The sequence below is a fragment of the Ensifer soli genome, assembly GCF_041928815.1.
GTDB lineage: Bacteria > Pseudomonadota > Alphaproteobacteria > Rhizobiales > Rhizobiaceae > JBHFEI01.
This window is the reverse complement of record NZ_JBHFEI010000018.1, coordinates 20,585-37,866: the sequence shown is the minus strand read 5'-3', so window position 1 is coordinate 37,866 and position 17,282 is coordinate 20,585. Positions and strand designations below refer to the sequence as shown.

The 17,282-nt window shown below is 59.3% G+C and carries 17 protein-coding genes; 6 read left to right on the top strand and 11 right to left on the bottom strand.

Annotation, left to right across the window (positions count from 1 at the left end):
- Positions 1-251: 251 nt before the first annotated feature.
- The 3 genes from ACEVQ6_RS20575 to ACEVQ6_RS20565 all read left to right on the top strand — a co-directional run bounded on the left by ACEVQ6_RS20575 (position 252) and on the right by ACEVQ6_RS20565 (position 3,106).
- Entirely contained in the window at positions 252-932 is a 681-nt protein-coding gene (locus ACEVQ6_RS20575) for an RNA polymerase sigma factor (protein ID WP_374890918.1), read from the top strand.
- 328 nt (positions 933-1,260) lie between these two features.
- Entirely contained in the window at positions 1,261-2,577 is a 1,317-nt protein-coding gene (locus ACEVQ6_RS20570) for a tetratricopeptide repeat protein (RefSeq protein ID WP_374890917.1), read from the top strand.
- Positions 2,578-2,623: 46 nt separating this feature from the next.
- On the top strand, positions 2,624-3,106 hold the full coding sequence (locus ACEVQ6_RS20565; protein ID WP_374890916.1) for a hypothetical protein: 483 nt from the start codon (positions 2,624-2,626) through the stop codon (positions 3,104-3,106).
- A 173-nt stretch (positions 3,107-3,279) separates the two neighbouring features.
- Here the strand turns inward: ACEVQ6_RS20565 and ACEVQ6_RS20560 are convergent, their stop codons facing one another.
- Entirely contained in the window at positions 3,280-3,888 is a 609-nt protein-coding gene (locus tag ACEVQ6_RS20560; RefSeq protein WP_374890948.1) for a poly(3-hydroxybutyrate) depolymerase, read from the bottom strand.
- Positions 3,889-4,179: 291 nt separating this feature from the next.
- Between ACEVQ6_RS20560 and ACEVQ6_RS20555 the strand changes: the two genes are divergently transcribed.
- From ACEVQ6_RS20555 to ACEVQ6_RS20545, 3 genes are read left to right on the top strand one after another with little or no spacing between them, the layout of a single operon-like run.
- Positions 4,180-5,814 carry a thiamine pyrophosphate-binding protein gene (locus ACEVQ6_RS20555; protein ID WP_374890915.1) on the top strand — a complete coding sequence of 545 codons (1,635 nt, stop codon included), beginning with the start codon at positions 4,180-4,182 and terminating at the stop codon, positions 5,812-5,814.
- A complete protein-coding gene (locus ACEVQ6_RS20550; protein WP_374890914.1) occupies positions 5,792-6,952 on the top strand; it encodes an OpgC family protein in 1,161 nt (386 codons plus the stop codon). The genes ACEVQ6_RS20555 and ACEVQ6_RS20550 overlap by 23 nt, the downstream gene beginning before the upstream one ends.
- A gap of 25 nt (positions 6,953-6,977) precedes the next feature.
- Positions 6,978-8,189: a CaiB/BaiF CoA transferase family protein gene (locus ACEVQ6_RS20545; protein ID WP_374890913.1), complete on the top strand. Its 1,212-nt coding sequence runs from the start codon at positions 6,978-6,980 to the stop codon at positions 8,187-8,189.
- 72 nt (positions 8,190-8,261) lie between these two features.
- Here ACEVQ6_RS20545 and ACEVQ6_RS20540 read toward each other — a convergent pair whose 3' ends face one another.
- From ACEVQ6_RS20540 to ACEVQ6_RS20495, 10 genes are all read right to left on the bottom strand, one after another.
- Entirely contained in the window at positions 8,262-8,705 is a 444-nt protein-coding gene (locus ACEVQ6_RS20540; RefSeq protein WP_374890912.1) for a YHS domain-containing (seleno)protein, read from the bottom strand.
- Between the two features lie 70 nt (positions 8,706-8,775).
- Positions 8,776-8,994 (bottom strand): hypothetical protein, encoded by a 219-nt coding sequence (locus ACEVQ6_RS20535; RefSeq protein ID WP_374890911.1) that lies wholly within the window; start codon positions 8,992-8,994, stop codon positions 8,776-8,778.
- 8 nt (positions 8,995-9,002) lie between these two features.
- On the bottom strand, positions 9,003-9,764 hold the full coding sequence (locus ACEVQ6_RS20530) for a hypothetical protein (protein ID WP_374890910.1): 762 nt from the start codon (positions 9,762-9,764) through the stop codon (positions 9,003-9,005).
- Positions 9,761-10,861 (bottom strand): Rieske 2Fe-2S domain-containing protein, encoded by a 1,101-nt coding sequence (locus ACEVQ6_RS20525; protein ID WP_374890909.1) that lies wholly within the window; start codon positions 10,859-10,861, stop codon positions 9,761-9,763. The genes ACEVQ6_RS20530 and ACEVQ6_RS20525 overlap by 4 nt, the downstream gene beginning before the upstream one ends.
- Positions 10,862-11,253: 392 nt before the next feature.
- Entirely contained in the window at positions 11,254-11,940 is a 687-nt protein-coding gene (locus ACEVQ6_RS20520) for an SDR family NAD(P)-dependent oxidoreductase (RefSeq protein WP_374890947.1), read from the bottom strand.
- Positions 11,941-12,511: 571 nt separating this feature from the next.
- A complete protein-coding gene (locus ACEVQ6_RS20515) occupies positions 12,512-13,735 on the bottom strand; it encodes a DUF2254 domain-containing protein (protein WP_374890908.1) in 1,224 nt (407 codons plus the stop codon).
- A gap of 476 nt (positions 13,736-14,211) precedes the next feature.
- Positions 14,212-15,591 carry an alpha,alpha-trehalose-phosphate synthase (UDP-forming) gene (gene otsA, locus ACEVQ6_RS20510; protein WP_374890907.1) on the bottom strand — a complete coding sequence of 460 codons (1,380 nt, stop codon included), beginning with the start codon at positions 15,589-15,591 and terminating at the stop codon, positions 14,212-14,214.
- Positions 15,592-15,606: 15 nt separating this feature from the next.
- Positions 15,607-16,422, bottom strand: a complete 816-nt coding sequence (gene otsB / locus ACEVQ6_RS20505) for a trehalose-phosphatase (protein WP_374890906.1) — start codon at positions 16,420-16,422, stop codon at positions 15,607-15,609.
- 9 nt (positions 16,423-16,431) lie between these two features.
- Positions 16,432-16,779, bottom strand: a complete 348-nt coding sequence (locus ACEVQ6_RS20500) for a hypothetical protein (protein WP_374890951.1) — start codon at positions 16,777-16,779, stop codon at positions 16,432-16,434.
- Complete coding sequence (locus ACEVQ6_RS20495) at positions 16,664-16,927, bottom strand: hypothetical protein (protein WP_374890946.1); 264 nt, start codon at positions 16,925-16,927, stop codon at positions 16,664-16,666. The genes ACEVQ6_RS20500 and ACEVQ6_RS20495 overlap by 116 nt, the downstream gene beginning before the upstream one ends.
- Positions 16,928-17,282: the final 355 nt, after the last annotated feature.

Below are 17,282 nucleotides of genomic sequence, written 5' to 3'. Positions count from 1 at the left end.
AGGAGGCGCACGCACGCATTGCTCCCGTCTCTGTAGGCTCAGTGGCAGTGACATGGAAATCGTCCGCGCCGTGTTCCAATGCAGAAGAATATCTTCCAGGGACATTGTTAAGCGGCGAAGGATCGCTCACCTTCATGGCGACTACGGATCTTCGTGCCGATAATGATTTCATTGTGACGAAATCTTTACTTTTCAGCGGGAATCAAAATTTGTATGAATTAGCAATATGTCTATGATCGATCGGCTTGTTAATGAGTATTACACTCTGGGTTGTAGCTATCGGTGTCGGACTCCGTATCCACGCAGATGGCCTTTTTCTTTCCCAACTACGAAGCGGCGACCCGGAAGCATTACGTGCTCTTGTCGAACGTCATCATGCAGCCTTGGTGGGTCTGGCGCAGACTGTTGTTAAGAACAGGTCAACTGCTGAAGATGTCGCACAGGAGACTTGGCTTGCGGTCATTGCGAATATTACCAGATTTGAAGGAAAGTCTGCTCTTTCGACCTGGATCATAGCCATTCTGCTGAATAAAGCTAAAACCTATGCAAAGCGCGAGGGACGCTATACGGTCCTTTTGCAGGAAGAAGATCATAGCGATGAAGAGCCTGTCATCGAGGCATCTCGATTTGATGCCAAGGGCCATTGGGTTGACCCACCCACTGCTTTTGACGGACTGAACCCCGAGCGCATCTTTGCTGGCCGCCAACTTTGGAACCACGTACGCGAATTGATCGAACGGCTGCCGCCAGCCCAAAAGGCGGTTTTGATCATGCGCGACGTCGAAGGCAGTGACGCGGCTGCTACCTGCGACCTTCTTCAGCTCACGCCGGAAAACCAGCGCGTCCTGCTTCATCGCGCCCGTGCGCGGATACGCAACGAGATCGAGAACTTGCTGCGGTACGACCACGGCGGTGCTATCACACAAACGTGAAGCCTGCAGCGTAACGTTTGTCAGTGCCGTGTGTCTCACGGACAGAACCTGACCGGGTTTGAACCAAGAGGCGAACGGCATTGCTGATCTGCAGAAACATTCCTGACGTTGCGAGCGACTACATCAGCCGTGAGGGTTCCAAAAAAACCAGGCTGATGGTCGCTGTCCATATAGCGCAATGCAGTAACTGCCGGAATTACATCCGCGGCCTTAAAATCACAACAAGACTTGCAGCCGAGAGCCTTCGCGGCTCGGCCCCGACTGCGATGCTTAAAAATCTTGGTCTCGACATTCCGGATCGAGAAGGTTCTTTCAAGGAGCCGAACGAATGAGACTTGATGCCTACAATCTCTCGACGAGCACGGTGAGTGCGCAAGCGGAAAGGGCTTTTGAAGAAGCCGTTCACGGTCTTGCCGCCCATCGCGCCAACACAGGCATTGCACTCCAGGCGGCGCTGGCAGCTGATCCCGATCATGTTGCCGGTCTTGCGCTCAAGGGGTTCGCAAACCTGATCCTTGCCCGCTCGGAACTGATCGCCCCGGCAGCGGAGGCGCTTGCGTCCGCGCGCCGCGCAATGGCGCGTCGCGATGGGGGAACACGGGATGAGCAAATCCTGGTTCATGCCCTGGAAGCTGCCGTTGACGGTTCGTTCGCGACCGCCGCGCAGCGTCTAGACGACGGATTTTCTGAACGTCCCGCGACGTTCCTGCCGTTCAAGATATCGCATGCGTTGCGCTTCATGCTCGGTGACGCCAGTGGTATGCTTGCCATGAGCACGCGCGTGATGGGAGACTGGAGCGAAGACTTGCCGGCTGCGGGCTTTCTGCTTGGCTGCCATGCCTTCGCGCTCGAGGAGCACGGGTTTTACGATTCTGCCGAAGTGGCCGGACAATTGGCAGTTCGCTTGCAACCGGACGATGCCTGGGGCCTTCACGCCGTCTCGCATGTCTACGAGATGCGCGGCAAGACATCGGAGGGGATTGCGTGGCTGGAGGATGGCCGCAAATCCTGGTCCCGCTGCAACAATTTTTCCTTCCACATGGCCTGGCATCTGGCACTTCTGCATCTGGAGACAGGCGCACACGAGCAGGTCCTCAAGATCTATGATGAGGAAGTGCGGCCGCAGCAGACGGACGATTTTCGCGACATGGCTAACGCCGTCTCGCTGCTCTGGCGCCTCAACCAGACCGGCGTCGATGTGGGCTCGCGCTGGGCTGACATGGCAGAGATAGCCCTCAAGCGCCGGCACGATACAACGCTGGTGTTCGCGTCGCTGCATACGCTCGCCGCTCTGGTTGCGATCGGTGAACATTCTGCTGTCCGCGACATCGTCAGTGGACTGGAACGCAAGGCAACGGGCGATGGCGAGCAGGCCAAAGTCGCAGCAGACGTCGGGGTGCCGCTTGCCCGCATCATTGCCGGCCTGAGCACGGCGGCAGACCGCCGCATGCTTGACCGCATCGTTGTGGATCTGCCGACGATCGGCGGCAGCAACGCGCAGCGCGATTTCTTCATGCTGGCCGTGGCCAAGGCTGCAGGTAACAGTGGCGACAGCGCAGGACTGTCACGCATTCGCAATGTCCGCAGCCGCCTGCGCGCCGAAGACCGCCTACTCGGATCCATCGAAATGCGCGCCGCTCTCTAATCCTGTGAAGGCGCAATCATCCAACCCGTATCAAGGGGAAAATGCCATGACCATGCTCGATACCCATGAGACATACCTGCTGCCGCGGCTTTCCCCGAGGCTACTTCTGACCGTCCTCATCGCCGGACTGGCGGCGGATATCACCTGGGAAATATGGGCGAGAGGGATTACACCCTTTCTCGTCGGCGGCCCGCTGGAACCCGCAGCCCTCGTTCAAAGTGTATTCGGCTTTGAAAACCGTCTTGGTGCGGAGGTCATACACGCCATCGTCGGCGTCGTCTTTTATCCGATCGGCTATCTCTTCATCGCCAGGCCGCTGCAGCGCATGATCGTGCCGAACCTGCCGCTGTTCTTGACCGGACTTGGCTTTGGAACTGGCCTGTGGATCTTCGCGCTGTATGTGATGGCTCACCTGATTGCCGGCCTGCCCGCTTTCCTTGGCTTCATTCCGCTGACGTGGGCGTCGCTGGTTGGTCACTGGCTTTTCGGCCTCGTCGTCGCCTATGTCGTCTGGTTCCGCGAGCATTGAGCGCGGTGTTGAATCTGGCTGCTCGGTGCGATCATCCTGTCCGTAATGAAAATTACGGGCAGCGCCCTCTGTTAGAACATGATTCGACCGTAGTAAAACAAAGGTCGATAGGGCTATGTTTCCAGAATAGAGGCTTAAAGCGCCGGTCTGATTCCATCAGATCGAACTGCCCTCTAAAAGCCGATCTCCCGGAGCCCGGCATCCAGCTGGTCCGCCTGGACCGTGTGACCACCCCCATGGATGCAAAGGGCCATTTCACCCCGGTTGCAACCAGGCGCGACCCTGCAGACAACGCCGGCGAGCAGTTTTTCGCGTTCTGCAGCGGTGTCGCAGCCTGCCCGCTGCCGCACGACCGCCATGCTCTTCAAGGTATCCCCCTGATGAAAATCATCCCCAATGGCGCGGCCGCTCAAGGGAAACGTCCGGTCGGCCGTTCCGTGAAAGTGTACGATCGGCGGCATGTCGGTCACGCAGTCCTGCGGTTCCGGCAATGGATCCCAGAAAACGCCGGAGAAGGTGACGGCACCTGTCACACGGTTGCCTTGCTGACAGAGCGTGTACCAAGCCATCGACGCGCCCTGAGAAAATCCGCCGATGATGCTGTTTTCGGCCGTAAAGCCAAACCGCGTTTTCAGATCGTCGAAGACATGGCCAACGAAGCGCTGTTCGTCGCGGAATCGCGCAGGCGCATTGGGATGCGACCACGTTCCATTCAGGCCATCGACGGCGGCGAACGCCAGACCGTGGTTGTGCGCGACATCGACAAGAGCCCGATGCTGCATCTGCAATCTGGCGGAACTCTTATACCCGTGGAAAAAGACCAGAACGCCCCTAGCCAATCCCGTCCCGGGCATCTCGATCCTATAGGCCCCATCCGGGACCCTGCAGGCGACAGTGTCGCCGCAATCGGCTGCCCGGACAGAGAGTGGCGCGCAAAAAAGTGCGATCATCGCCGCTACACGTTTGAACCGCACACGTTCGCCCCCAACCTCTGCACGACCGTCTCTCTACCGTCTTTGCTGAGACGCTGCAATTTGCCGGCACTTCACGATTTCGCGAAAGATATATGACCCATGCCTGATACCCACACATCCATCGCACCACGCGTTGCTGACACGGTTGCGGCATCGCTTTTCGCCTATGGCATCCGCCACGCATTCGGCATGCCGGGCGGCGAGGTCGTGACGTTGATCGACGGTCTTGAGAAGGCCGGCATCGCCTTTCATCTAGCGCGTCACGAAACGGCGGCCGCATTGATGGCGGCGGGTGCCAGCGTGACGACGGCGACACCCGGTCTGCTCATCACCACCGTCGGACCGGGCCTTGCCAATGCCGTTAATGGCATCGCGGATGCAGCGCAGGAGCATGTGCCGTTGATCGTCCTGTCTGGCGTGGTCGATCGTGCCACGCGAGCGCGCTACACGCATCAAGTCATTAACCATGCGCTGATGTTGAAGCCCCTGGTCAAGGCCAGTTTCGAGATCGAACTCGAAAGCGTCGCGTCGACGGTCGCACGAGCCCTTGCCACCGCTCTTGCCGAACCGATGGGGCCGGTGCATCTCGATCTTTCGCCGGCGGTCGCCGCCATGCCTGATCCCGCCCCGCGCCTTCTCGATCCGACCGTGATCGCCACCCCCTCGGTGGGTGCGGAAGATCCTGCCATCCTTACCCTCGCCCACGATTTGTCCCGCGCCCGGCGACCGCTGATCCTGGCGGGCTACGAGGCTGCGCGGGCCGATGCCGGCGCCCATGTTCTACGGCTGGCCGACGCCATCGGAGCCCCGGTCGTGACGACGTACAAGGGCAAGGGGCTGATCCCGGAAGACAACCCGCTTGCCATGGGCGGTGCCGGCCTGTCTCCCGTCGCCGATGCCGTGCTGCTTGATCTGGTAAAGCACTGCGATCTTCTCCTGACGATCGGCTACGATCCGATCGAGATGCGCCTCGGCTGGCTCGATCCCGTCCTGGACGCCGGGCGGATTGTCGAGATCACGGCGGCTGCTCCCGATCACGCGATGCACCAGGCGGGGAGACGCATCGCCGCCAATCCCGCAGCGGTGGCAGCCGCGCTGGCGAACGCCGTCATACCTTGCAAAACCTGGGCGGAGGGCGAGCCGCAACGCGCCAAACGCCAACTCGCGGCGCAGTTCGCGACGCGGGCCGACTGGGGACCGCATGCGATCATCGACGCCATCCATGAGGCCGCGGGCGCAGATGCCCTTGTCACCGTCGACAGCGGCGCCCATCGCATCCTCCTGTCGCAGAAATGGGTGGCGAACCGGCCGCTGTCGCTGCTTCAATCGTCGGGCTTCTGCACAATGGCTGCGGCTTTGCCGCTGGCGATCGGCACAAAGACCGCCAACCCGGCACGCCGTGTCCTCGCCGTCATGGGCGACGGCGGACTGGAAATGGGGATCGGCGAGCTTGCGACGCTGCGCGACCTTGGCCATCCCGTCACCATCGTCGTCTTTCAGGATCGCAGTCTTGCACTGATTGCGTTGAAACAGGCCTCCGCCGGTCTGGCGGCTGCGGGCGTCGCACTCGGCGAAACGGATTTCGCAACCGTTGCCAGGGGTTTTGGCGGGTATGGCGTCTGTGTCGAGACCGCAATCGACCTGCGCCGGGAGCTTTCCGCAGCCGCGACCCGAAGCCAGTTTACCCTCATCTCATGCAGATTTGACGCTGATGCTTACCAGAACGCATTCTGATCGCGCTGAAGCGCCCCACCTGCCGCAGCGCGCAAAGCGGCCACGCGACCCGCGTCTCGACGTCTTCCGCGGTATCGGCATGCTGATCATCCTTCTTGCCCATGTGCCGAACGATCACTGGGCATTGTGGATCCCCGCGCGTTTCGGCTTTTCGGATGCAACCGAGATGTTCGTCTTCCTCTCCGGCATGGCCTCTGCCATTGCCTTCGGGCGCCTGTACGACCGGGAGGGCATCGGTATGCTGACGGCCCGGGTCACCCACCGTATCTGGCAGATCTACTGGGCGCATGTCTGCGTGTTTCTGGTGATCGCAGCGCTGATGGCCGTTGCGGGCACCAAGCCCGACGGCACTTCCTATATCCAGAGCCTTAATCTGGTGCGGTTCTTCGACGATCCCGCACCGCTGCTCACAGGACTGCTGGCGCTGACCTATGTTCCCAACTATTTCGATATCCTGCCCATGTACATGGTGATCCTTGCCCTGATGCCGCCCATGCTGTTGGCGGAGCGCGTCCATCGCTTCCTCCCCTTGCTGCTGATGGCGGCCTTGTGGCTGACGGCCCAGTTTTCCCTCGTACATTTTCCAGCCGAACCCTGGAGCGGGCGCTCCTGGTTTTTCAACCCGTTCGGCTGGCAACTGATCTTCTTCATCGGCTTCTTTCTGATGCGTGGCACACTGACGCCGCCGCCGCTCAATCGATGGCGGATGGTGCTGGCGATTGCCATCGTGCTGACGTCCATTCCCTTTGCCTGGTATCGTGTCCTCGACGCGGTGCCATTCTTTCGTGATGCGGCCCATGCCCTCCTGCCGCTGACGAACAAGACGGTGTTTGGCTTGGCTCGGCTGGTGCATTTCCTTGCCCTTGCCTATATCGCCGTTCACGCCGTCGGTGACGGCGGCCGGCGGTTGATGCATCCGGCCATTTTCCCGGCAACCCGTGTTTTGATGAAGGTCGGGCAGCAATCCCTGGCGGTCTTCATTGCCGGCATGGTCGTAGCGCAGATGATCGGTATCTGGCTCGACCATGCCGGCCGAACCCCATTCCCCACTGCGATCGCCAATCTTGCCGGCTTTGCCTTGCTGATTGCGACCGCCTATCTCGTCGGCTGGTTCAAGGCAGCGCCGTGGAAAGCCTGAAACTCTTACCCGGGACGATCAAGACATGACCTCATCAGACACGAAACTGGTAATGGGCAGCCTGGAGGGCCTGCGTGTTCTCGACCTGTCGCGCATCTTGGCCGGGCCGACCGCAACGCAACTGATGGCTGATCTAGGTGCGGAGGTGATCAAGGTGGAGAAGCCCGGATGTGGTGACGATACACGCAACTGGGGACCGCCGTTTGTACCGGACGCGGAGGGCAACGACAGCGATATCAGCGCCTATTTCCTGTGTGCCAATCGCAACAAGAAATCCGTCGCCATCGACCTGGCAAGCGAGGAGGGCGTCGCGCTGGTCCTCAGGCTTGTAGCGATCTCCGACGTCGTCGTTGAAAACTACAAGCCCGGCGATCTGGCCCGCCGCGGAATCGGATACGAGGATCTCGTCAAGATCAAGCCCGACATCATCTGGTGTTCCATCACCGGGTTTGGCCAGACAGGCCCTTACTGCGACCGGACGGGCTACGACTTCCTGATCCAGGCGATGGGGGGCATCATGAGCATAACAGGGGAGCCGGACATAGCTGGTGGCACGCCCGTCAAGGTCGGCGTCGGGATCGCCGATGTCATGTGCGGAATGTACGCAACCGTCGGGATTCTCGCGGCACTGCGCCATCGTGACCGGACTGGAGAGGGCCAGTATATCGATTTGGCACTCTATGATAGTCAGGTTGCCTGGCTGGTCAATGCGGCAACCAATCATCTCGTTTCGGGTCGCGTGCCGGCTCGCCTTGGGAATGCGCATCCCAACATTGCTCCCTATCAGACCTTCAGAGCATCTGACCAACATCTCGCCGTGGCCGTAGGCAATGACGCGCAGTTCGCGCGTTTCACTCAAGCTATTGGCCAGCCCGAACTCGCCAAGGACGAGCGTTTCGCCCGAAACAGGGACAGGCTCGTCCACATCGCGGCGTTGCAAAGGATCATCGAAGCCGAGATCAGTAAGGACACGGCGGCGTCCTGGGAGAACCGCTTGCTGGCCGCAGGTGTGCCGGCAGGCCGTGTCACTTCGATCGACACTGTCTTGACCGATCCTCACACCTTGGCACGCGGTATGGTTGTCGAAATGCACGGCGACGATCAAACGCCTCCCATTCGCGTTCTCGGCAATCCGCTGAAAATGTCCGCCACACCTGTCCAGTATCGCAGCCGGCCGCCGCATCTCGACGAAGACCATGATGCGGTGATGAAACTGCTCAATCCTGATCCGGCTTGAAACGCCGGCGCGACTGCGTGAATGTGCGAGAGCCAGTCTCCTGTTCATCGCACTTTCACGCCTGCATTGGCGCTATTGCGCCTTGACGGTGGGCCAATTGTCATCGGCCTTGCGGATGTAACCGGACATATCCTGTCGCCAGGTCTTCTGAATGCTCTTGCTATAGTTGAGATAGAGCTTTCCGCCCTCAAGGGTAAACGCGGATGGATCGATCGGCGCCTTGTAGCCAGCTGCCGTCCCGTAGGCGCAGTATCCGCCATATTGGGGGAGGTATGTCTCCGGACTGGCGCTAAAGGCATCGCGGTTCTGGGCGGAGGAAAACAGATAATCGGCATCCTTGTAGGTCACCGAGTAGGCCTCGCTGCCCTTCACTGGCTTTTCCTCAGTGAAATAGGCAACGGCATCATACCCCGAAATCGCGATACCCTTCGTCGTATTGATTTCTCCGGTGACACCCTGCGTCGCCATCATCACCATTACAGACACTCCAAGAACAGAGGGAATAAGCTTCGTCATGTATTTTCTCCCGGTTAGAACCGCTAAACTGTGCACATCTGAAAGCCTGCAACCAAAGAGGATGAATGCCCTATCGGCGAAGCGGCAACGCGTTTGCGAGACGGTCTGCCATTGTCAGAAAGCCGAAGGCAACGACGGCATAGATGATCAAAAAGAGGTCGTTGAAAACTGAGCCGCGCAAGAATGGCAGACCGTATACCCACAGGGCGGCGAGACAGACTACTATGCCCGCGACAAGAGAAAGCCCTGCAAGATGATGGACGACCGACAGTTTCTTCTCATCGCTCATAAGCCGGTTCACCTCTGCTGAGACACGTCAACGCGAAAGACCAGGATGTCATCGCGCCGCTCGACATCACCCTCCAACTCGATCAGGACAGCGGTCTGATCGAGAAGCGCCTTTGGCAGCGGCCCACCTTCTGCATCTGCCATCATCAAGAAACTGCGGCCGTCGATGGGCGATGTCGTAACGAACACAGGTGGAACGCCACCGGTGATGCACAGGTTTGCACAGGCCTTATGCGCGAGCCCAGATCCAGGCCTCATCGCACCGGCGAAACACTTACCGTCGCAAATTTCTCCTGTGAGACGCCATCGCCCCAGCGGAACTGCCGTCATCGGTTGGGCGGCATCGATAGGTTGCGGCGCAGCGCGCAGGCCGTCGTGTCCGCCGACCAGCAGCATATCGAGATCACCGCGCTTAACGAAAATGCCGCTGACCTCCGCCCATTGACCGCTTAGCGGCGCGGCACTGCCTGCCACGCCGGTCTTGCCTTGCCCCGAAAGCATGATGGCACGGGGTGCACCTCCATCCTGCCCAGGAACACGCAGGATGGGGTAAGGCCGCATTTCGACAAAGCCGGCGACACGCCCGCCGCGCAGCTCATCGACATAGCCACCGGAGCCGGGTCGTTTCTCCGATAGCGCAAGAGCAAGCGACGCGCCGACAAGCCCGGTCAGAAAAAAGGCGCCGAATACCAAGGCAAACCGGCGAATCGCAGGCGGAACCTTCCTGAAATAGCCAACGAAAAAGCCGTGGTCCGGCATTTGAAGCGTCATGGCGTCGTCCTCGCGGTCGCGGGTGAAAGCGATGCTGGCAACAGTGCCTCGGTAATATCGAGGGGTTCAATCCGTGTTCCAAGAGGCACTCCGACCGGATCGACCAACACGCGCGTTCCTGACAGGGATACGCGGTATTTGCGGATACGCTCCCTGAAGGGCGGCGGCGAACACCCGTCTTCAAGCCGGTACTGATAGCCATGCCAGGGGCATGTCACGAATCCCAGTACCACTTTCCCTTCGCCAATCGGACCATTCTGGTGCGAACAGAGATTGGACAAAGCCGACAGTCTGTTCTTGAACCGGAAGACGGCAACGCGCTCTCCGCCTGGCAAGATGCCAATGATCGCCCGCCCTTCGGACAGGTCTGCCATTTGCCCCACATCGATCCAGCCGGTGCCGGGCGCAACCGGCGAGCCGCTGGCGTCGATGGCATGTTCCTTTCGGCCGGCCAAAAGATGAAGCACAACCAAAAGGGTTAGGCTGGCCCCTACAAGAACCGCCTTTAATGCGCTTTGAGTATCGGCAAGCGCCGCCAAACCCACATGCAACACGAGCGCCGCATAGGCCGCATAGACGCTCATATGCATTGCCTTCCAGACAGGAGGCGACAGAAACGAAAGCCAGAAGTCATGACTGGTCGCTGCAAGTACGATCAGGATAATGAGGGCGAAGACACCGAAGAGCTCGAAAGGAAATCCGACGAGCCTGTCGAAACTCGTATTGCTTGTGAAAAGCGCCGTCAGCCTTGGTGTCGCACTAAAGGAAAAATACCAGTCCAGAACAAACATAGCATGCGTGGCGGCGACGATCGCAGTCATGACGCCGAAATGCCGGCGATTGTAAAGCAGAGGCAGGAAGCGCTTATCCAATCGTGCCAGCGGCCCAATGGCGAGAACAACGGTCAGCAGCAGGAAGGCCAGCGATCCGAAGGCGCGCATGCGCAGTATTGGTACATCAACCAACCGCACCGCTAGCGAAAGCCGGGGTGCCAGCTCCAGATAGACGAGCAGATAGGCAATGACACCGCACAGGAGAAATCCATCATAGAGAAGCTTGTTCCGGTTCCAACCGACCGGCTTGTAAGCTGCGCTCATGGTGTCGTCTCCTGCTGGACAGGCGCTGAAAGGCGGACAGATGGTGCGTCTCGCGAAGGCCCCGACGTGGATATGAGTATCACCCCGAGGCAAAGCGGCAGAGCGATGGCAAGAATGCTCCAAATCAGCGCATGAGCCCTCCTGTGCGCACGTTGCATATCTTCACTCCCCCCGGCTCTTGGCAAGAATGACCCAACGCCATATGACCAGAGGCCATAAGAGAATGAGGCCGGGCACAAGCAGGGGCCGAAAAGCATAGGCACCAACGGCCGCGCTATCGATGCGGTCTATCCCCAGGGCCAAAAATGCAACCGCGACCACGACGCCTGGCGCGCCCCAAAGAACTAAAGCCAACTGAGCAGGATCGGCGAAACTGATCATACGCCCGGCCCTCATGCCAATCCAGTTGCCGGGATGGCACCACCGGTAACGACCGCCGCTGCCGGCGAAATCAGAAACGCAATGAGTTGCGCTATGGAACTGGATGAAACCCATGCCGTCGTTTTGGCATCCGGCATGGCTGCGCGATTTTGTGGTGTGTCGATGGTGCCCGGCAGGATGCAGTTCGCGGTGATGCCATCATTGCGGTGTTCGGCCGCGATGCTCTCCGTCAGTCGGATGACAGCAGCCTTTGACGCGGCATAGGCCGCCTGGTGTGCACCCGCCTTCAAGCCCGGGACGGCTGCAATATGGACAATTCGCCCATAACTTGCTGCCTGCATGACTGGCAAGACGGCAACGCTCGTAACCAGCGCGACGCGGGCATTCAGCGTCATCATCATGTCCCATTGCGCCAGTGCGTGCGTGGTGACGGGACCGGTCGCAAAGCCTCCGATCGTATTGACCATGGCATCGACACGGCCGAAACGATCAACCGCAGCCTCGACCATAGCCTGCGCCACTATCGGATCGCTGAGGTCTGCGCCGGCGAATGTTAGCACTCTCGCTTTGGGAGGAAGTGTACGCGCAAAGGCTTCCAGCTCCTCTGAGGATCTGTCGACACAGACCAGGCAAATATCCCGCCCAGCGAGCGTGGCAACAACTGCACGGCCGAGATTACCGGCAGCACCGGTAACGATCACACATGTCGGATCTCGCAAAGCCAATACCTCCGTTTTGAAAGACGCGACATCGAAGGTGCTTCAATGTAGGGCCATACGGGTTGGACTTCGGTGATGGCTCAACGTTACGACGGGCTGAAATAAAATCTTGGCTTCAGGATAAGCACGTCTTTTTCACCATACCCCAAGCGTTGCGCAACGCTGAAGTTCCATAATAATTGAGGTTTTAAATTAACAATGTCGTCCTGAAATGGTCCTTAACCGGAGGTGTCACCCTCTATCGGCGAGTTCAAATGTTTCAAAAGCACGCGGGAGAGATTTCGGGCGACATCGGAACAGGAACAGCACAATATCCTGTTCTAAAGAAAAACAGGCCGTCAATTGTCATCTCGAACACACATGATGGTCTGTCCGCTATTGATGCCTTACGATCATTCCCGAACTGGTTCAGCAGCCGTTCCGCCTCCGCAGGGCTTATTCCGTTGTGTTTGGCAAGGTCGCATATGAGATAAGGTCGGGTGTCCAATTCAGGCTATCACAAGCGGATTCTCCTTTGCAAGACAACGGGATATTGCCTTACTTGGATTGGCTATTGAATGACGAGCGTGCGCAGGATGCGTTTGTCACTTTCAATCTGCAATGCAATCTCCGCACGTTCCTGTGCCAGACGGGACTGGCGCCGGGCCGCAATCCGATAGCTATCGCTCATATAGCCAACGGCCTGCAGGGTCTTTTGCAGCCTGATGTGAACCTCCACCAGTGAGGCCCCGTCCCGCGCTATTGGCAGGAAAAAATCGTCGAAAAGATCGTCCGCGTTGAGACCGGGCACGGCGACCAGCGGATAGACGATCTCGTGATCGTCACGCAGGCTGTACGCATGAAACAACCGGACGGAGCGGCTCAGCACATCAATGGCCGTGCCCGGATCATTGACCGCGGGTGACAGGGCACGGGACGCAATTTCCGAAAGAACCGACAGTCCGAAGCGTGGGTCTTGTTCGAACGACCGCCGCACGCCGACCGTGAATGCCGCCCGAAAGGCATTCATGTCGTCATCGTGCAGTTCCCTCGGCAGCCAGAGAACGGTTCGGGACGGATCGACATAAGCGCCCGGCAGGACGAGGACCTGCAGGCGCAGCTGGTGGTTCTCGGCAAGGCGGTTCAAGGTGCCAATGTCCAGATGCTGTAGGTAGCCGATATCGTCGAGGTACAGGCGGACGCCGCCGGCCGGGTCGGTTTTCGCAGGGACGCCGCCAAGGTGGGGAGATCCGGCGCGCGCCATCAGGGCCTGCATGGCAGCCCGTTCGACCCGGTCGATCGTGTCGCCAACACGGCCCAGCCGTGAAAGGTGGTCAATCCAGCGCAGCATCGTGACGATGATGATGGCGATGACGACCAGCGTTACCAGAAACAGAATGCCGCGCCCTTCCTCGCCATAGGCGCCGGTACTCAGCGCCACAATGCCCACCAGGCTGAACAGGAAGGTGCCGATGAATGTCGCCAGGACGTTCTGGGTCGTCGTGTCTTCGACGACCAGTGTCGTAGCGCGTGGGGTGACATTCGTCGTTGCCGCGCCATAGGCCGTCACCATCGTGCTCAGCGAAAATGTCGTTACAGCCAGCATGCTGGAGGCGAGGATGTTGAGGATATTGTCGACGGCGTCGGCGCCAATGCGGCTCCCGAAATCAAGCGGTAAGGAAGGCGAGAAAAATACGGAGAACAGGGCGGTAAACAAACCCGCAAGCGCGAACAGGGCCGGCCGGAGCCATAGGCGCTTGAGAAGCCTGCCGATCATCCATTGCCATTTCGACATACGTGCTCGCTCCTGACGCCGGACAGTGAATTCCGCGCCGGATCAGCATGGTCAGACAGGCGAGGTTGGTGCAGTGTCTATTGCCTGTCATGGTGCCGATCACAAGTCTCGAGATGCAGGCGCGATGGAACTTTGGCCGTCGTTCTGTCTTTTGGCAGACAGAAGGGGATATAACATGGGAAAATTATGCATTCTTGCTATGCTCATGACAGCAGGCGTGGGCGCGCCGAGCGCTTGCCTTGCGGATGATAACGATATGAGTGCGTTGTCCGTCGGGTTGAGCATGCGCCAGACAACTCCCGAGCAGGCGGGGCGCTACATTATGGACGTGTCCGGAAAAAGGGTCCGCCTGATCGGTTCGAGATTCTACGCCAATCCCGCCAACGCACTGAGTTTTCCGGGGCGCGCGCCTCGGGCGGATCTTGATAGCTGATGCCCCAAATGTCCTCCAGTGGCGCCGCACTTGACTGCGCGCCCTATTGCCCCATCGTCAAATCCTGTAGGAAGGTGTCGCACCACTGCATGACGTCGTTGTCGAGCAGATAATCCATCATCGATCGCCAGCGTTCCCGTCTCTCCTGTACCGACATGGAGAGCGCTTTCGCCACGGCGTTGGCTGTCCCCTCGGAATCGTAGGGATTGACGAGGACCGCGCCCTTCAACTCCCGCGCACTTCCGGCAAAACGCGACAGGACGAGAACGCCTGGCCGTTCGGGGTCTTGCGCCGCCACGTATTCCTTGGCCACAAGATTCATGCCATCACGCAACGGGGTTACGAAGCCGACCGCCGCCAGCCGATAGAGTCCGGCAAGGACGCTGCGGCTGATCGAGCGGTTGATGTAACGGATCGGCACCCAATCGACTGTGCCGATGGCGCCGTTGATCCGCCCTGCCTGCTCGGCCACCATCTTCTGCATCTGCTCGTATTCGGGCACTTCCGAGCGTGATTTTGGCGTGACCTGGAGAAATGTCACCTTGTTCTGATAGGCGGGATTAGTAGTGATGAACCGCTCGAAGGCGTCGAGCCGCTGTATGATCCCCTTCGAATAATCAAGACGGTCTACGCCGATGATAAGGTCGCGACCTTCGACGCTCTGGCGAGCCTTGCGCACCATGGCATTGGACGCGGCTTTCTTCGCAAAGTCGGCAAACGTTGCCGTTTCGATGCTGATCGGATACGCACCGGCCCTGAACACGCGACCATGCGAGCGGAACCGCCCATCGCCGATGTCGTCGCCAATCTCCTCGCGCCGCAGGTAACCAACAAAATTCTGCAAATCGTAATCAGTCTGGAAACCGACGAGATCATAATGGGAGAGGCTGCGCACAATGTCCTGGTGAGCCGGCATCATGACGACGAGATCGGCGGGTGGCCAGGGAATGTGCAAGAAAAATCCGATCCGGTTCTGAATGCCCATCTGCCTCAGTTCGGCGGCCAGCGGGATCAGATGATAGTCATGGATCCAGAGCACGTCATCAGGCTGGATCAGCGGCGCCAGTCGTTGCGCGAAGAAGCGGTTGACGCGGAAATATCCTGCCATCTCCTTTCGACCGTATTCCGCCAAATCCATGCGGTAATGACAGAGCGGCCAGAGGACGCGATTGGCGAAGCCGTGATAATATTCCTCGACATCCGTTTCCGTCAGATCGGTAAGGGCGTAGGTGATGTTGTCGCGCTGCTGGAGCGTCAGCGCCGCGGATTCGGCCAGGGCACTTGTGTTTCCCGACCAGCCCATCCAAGCGCCGCCCCGCTCTTCCAGCGCCGCCTGCAGGGCAACGGCAAGGCCGCCAGCCGGCGGGGAGCCATCTTTCGCCGGCAGGGACACGCGGTTGGACACAACAACCAGTCGACTCATGCAGAGTCCTTTCCATCAATTTTTCGGAACGATTCCGCGTCCGGATCGTGCGAGAAAAGCACGGACTTCGCCCGGCGTACAGAACGATGCCCGCGCCGCTGTCTGGTCCGTGAGAGGCCCGACCCGAACGGACAGCCCACCCCGTGCATTGACGATATCGAACATGGCCTCGTCCGTGATGTCGTCGCCGATGGCCATCGGACGGCGTCCCTTGAAGGGTTCGCGGGCCAGGAACGATTCCACTGCGCTACCCTTGTCGGCAAGCGCGGGCCGGATCTCGATCACCATCTTGCCGCGCTGCAGGGCCCAGTCCGGTCCAGCCTCGCCCGCGCATCGCAGCATCAGTTGCTCGACATCCGGCTCCCTTTCGGGGGCCATGCGATAGTGCAGGGCGACCGCCGCCCTCTTGTCCTCCAACAGAACGCCTTCCCACAATCCTGCTTGGATGGAGATTTCATTCTTGATCCGCTCGAAGACCTGCGAATGCGCCAGCGTATGAAGCTCGCCGTCGGGTCCGCGCCGCTCGCTTCCATGGAGGCCTGCCACCGGAAACAGGCAGGGCGACAATAGACCGTCTATGAATGCGATGGATCGTCCGGTGACGAGCGCCAATGCGCCATTCAGCCTTTGCGACAGGGAGACAAGGTCACTGGCCAGTCCAGTGGGCACCACAACTGCATCCGGCGTTACGGCCAGATCCACCAATGTCCCATCCACATCAAGAAACAGGGCCCAGTCATCGGGATAAAGAGATAGCGCGGCAAGCTCTGGTGGCTCTTTGCGGAATGGCTGAGCAGCATCTTGCTGCCCCGCCTGTACCCGTTGCGACATGACGCCTACCTACGACATCGGCGCTGTCGTGGCAACCTCCCCTCGGCTGGATTCGAGCCAGGTTGGGTCAATGATACCGTGCTGCGTCTTTATTATGATATCCAGATATATTCGCCGCGTCATGCACAAGCACCATTCGGCTGAAGACAAAATGTGCATCGGGTGCTCGACAACCTTCGCGACGAGGACGGCAATTGGCTTCAAAAACAGGCCGATGCGTTCTACCCTAAGAGTTCTGCCGCTATTCATGACAATACGGCCATGACCTATCGTGTAGATCGGGACGATGACGATGAGGATAGCAAATAGCGCGTTGAGGTTGCCTCTTTTCGCCGAAAGCCACCTGACCAGCGTCATCCTCCGAAGCCGCCCAAAATACCGCACCGACAAAGAGTAGCCCCAAAGGCCAGTCCACCAGACCGGACACCGCATAACTGACGGCGGCAGTCAGTCCGAGCGCGGTCACAGCGACTAGGGACGAGCCGAGTGCATTGATGATCGGCATTCTGGTGGAGGCGATCAGAAATCCACCGCCGATCCCGAAGACGCCGGAAAAGGCCCGTTGCACTGCCGTATACCAGACCCTTCGGAGTGTTTTGTGGACTGCACTACGCACCAGGACGAACGTCAGTGGCTTTCGGCTGTCTCGAGGACGGCATTCATTTTCGCCGGGATTGCTTTTTGCGGATCGGGGGACTGCGGCTCCATCGGCAGGGCGGCGTGGTTCACCTGCTTCATCTCAGGCTCGCCGCCAGCTGGAAAGCCCACCGGAAACGCGACATCGACAGATCCCGCCGTTTTGAAGCGCAGTCATGCGCCGGTCGGGTTCACGCTTCTCAATCCGCCGAACTATGTTAGAA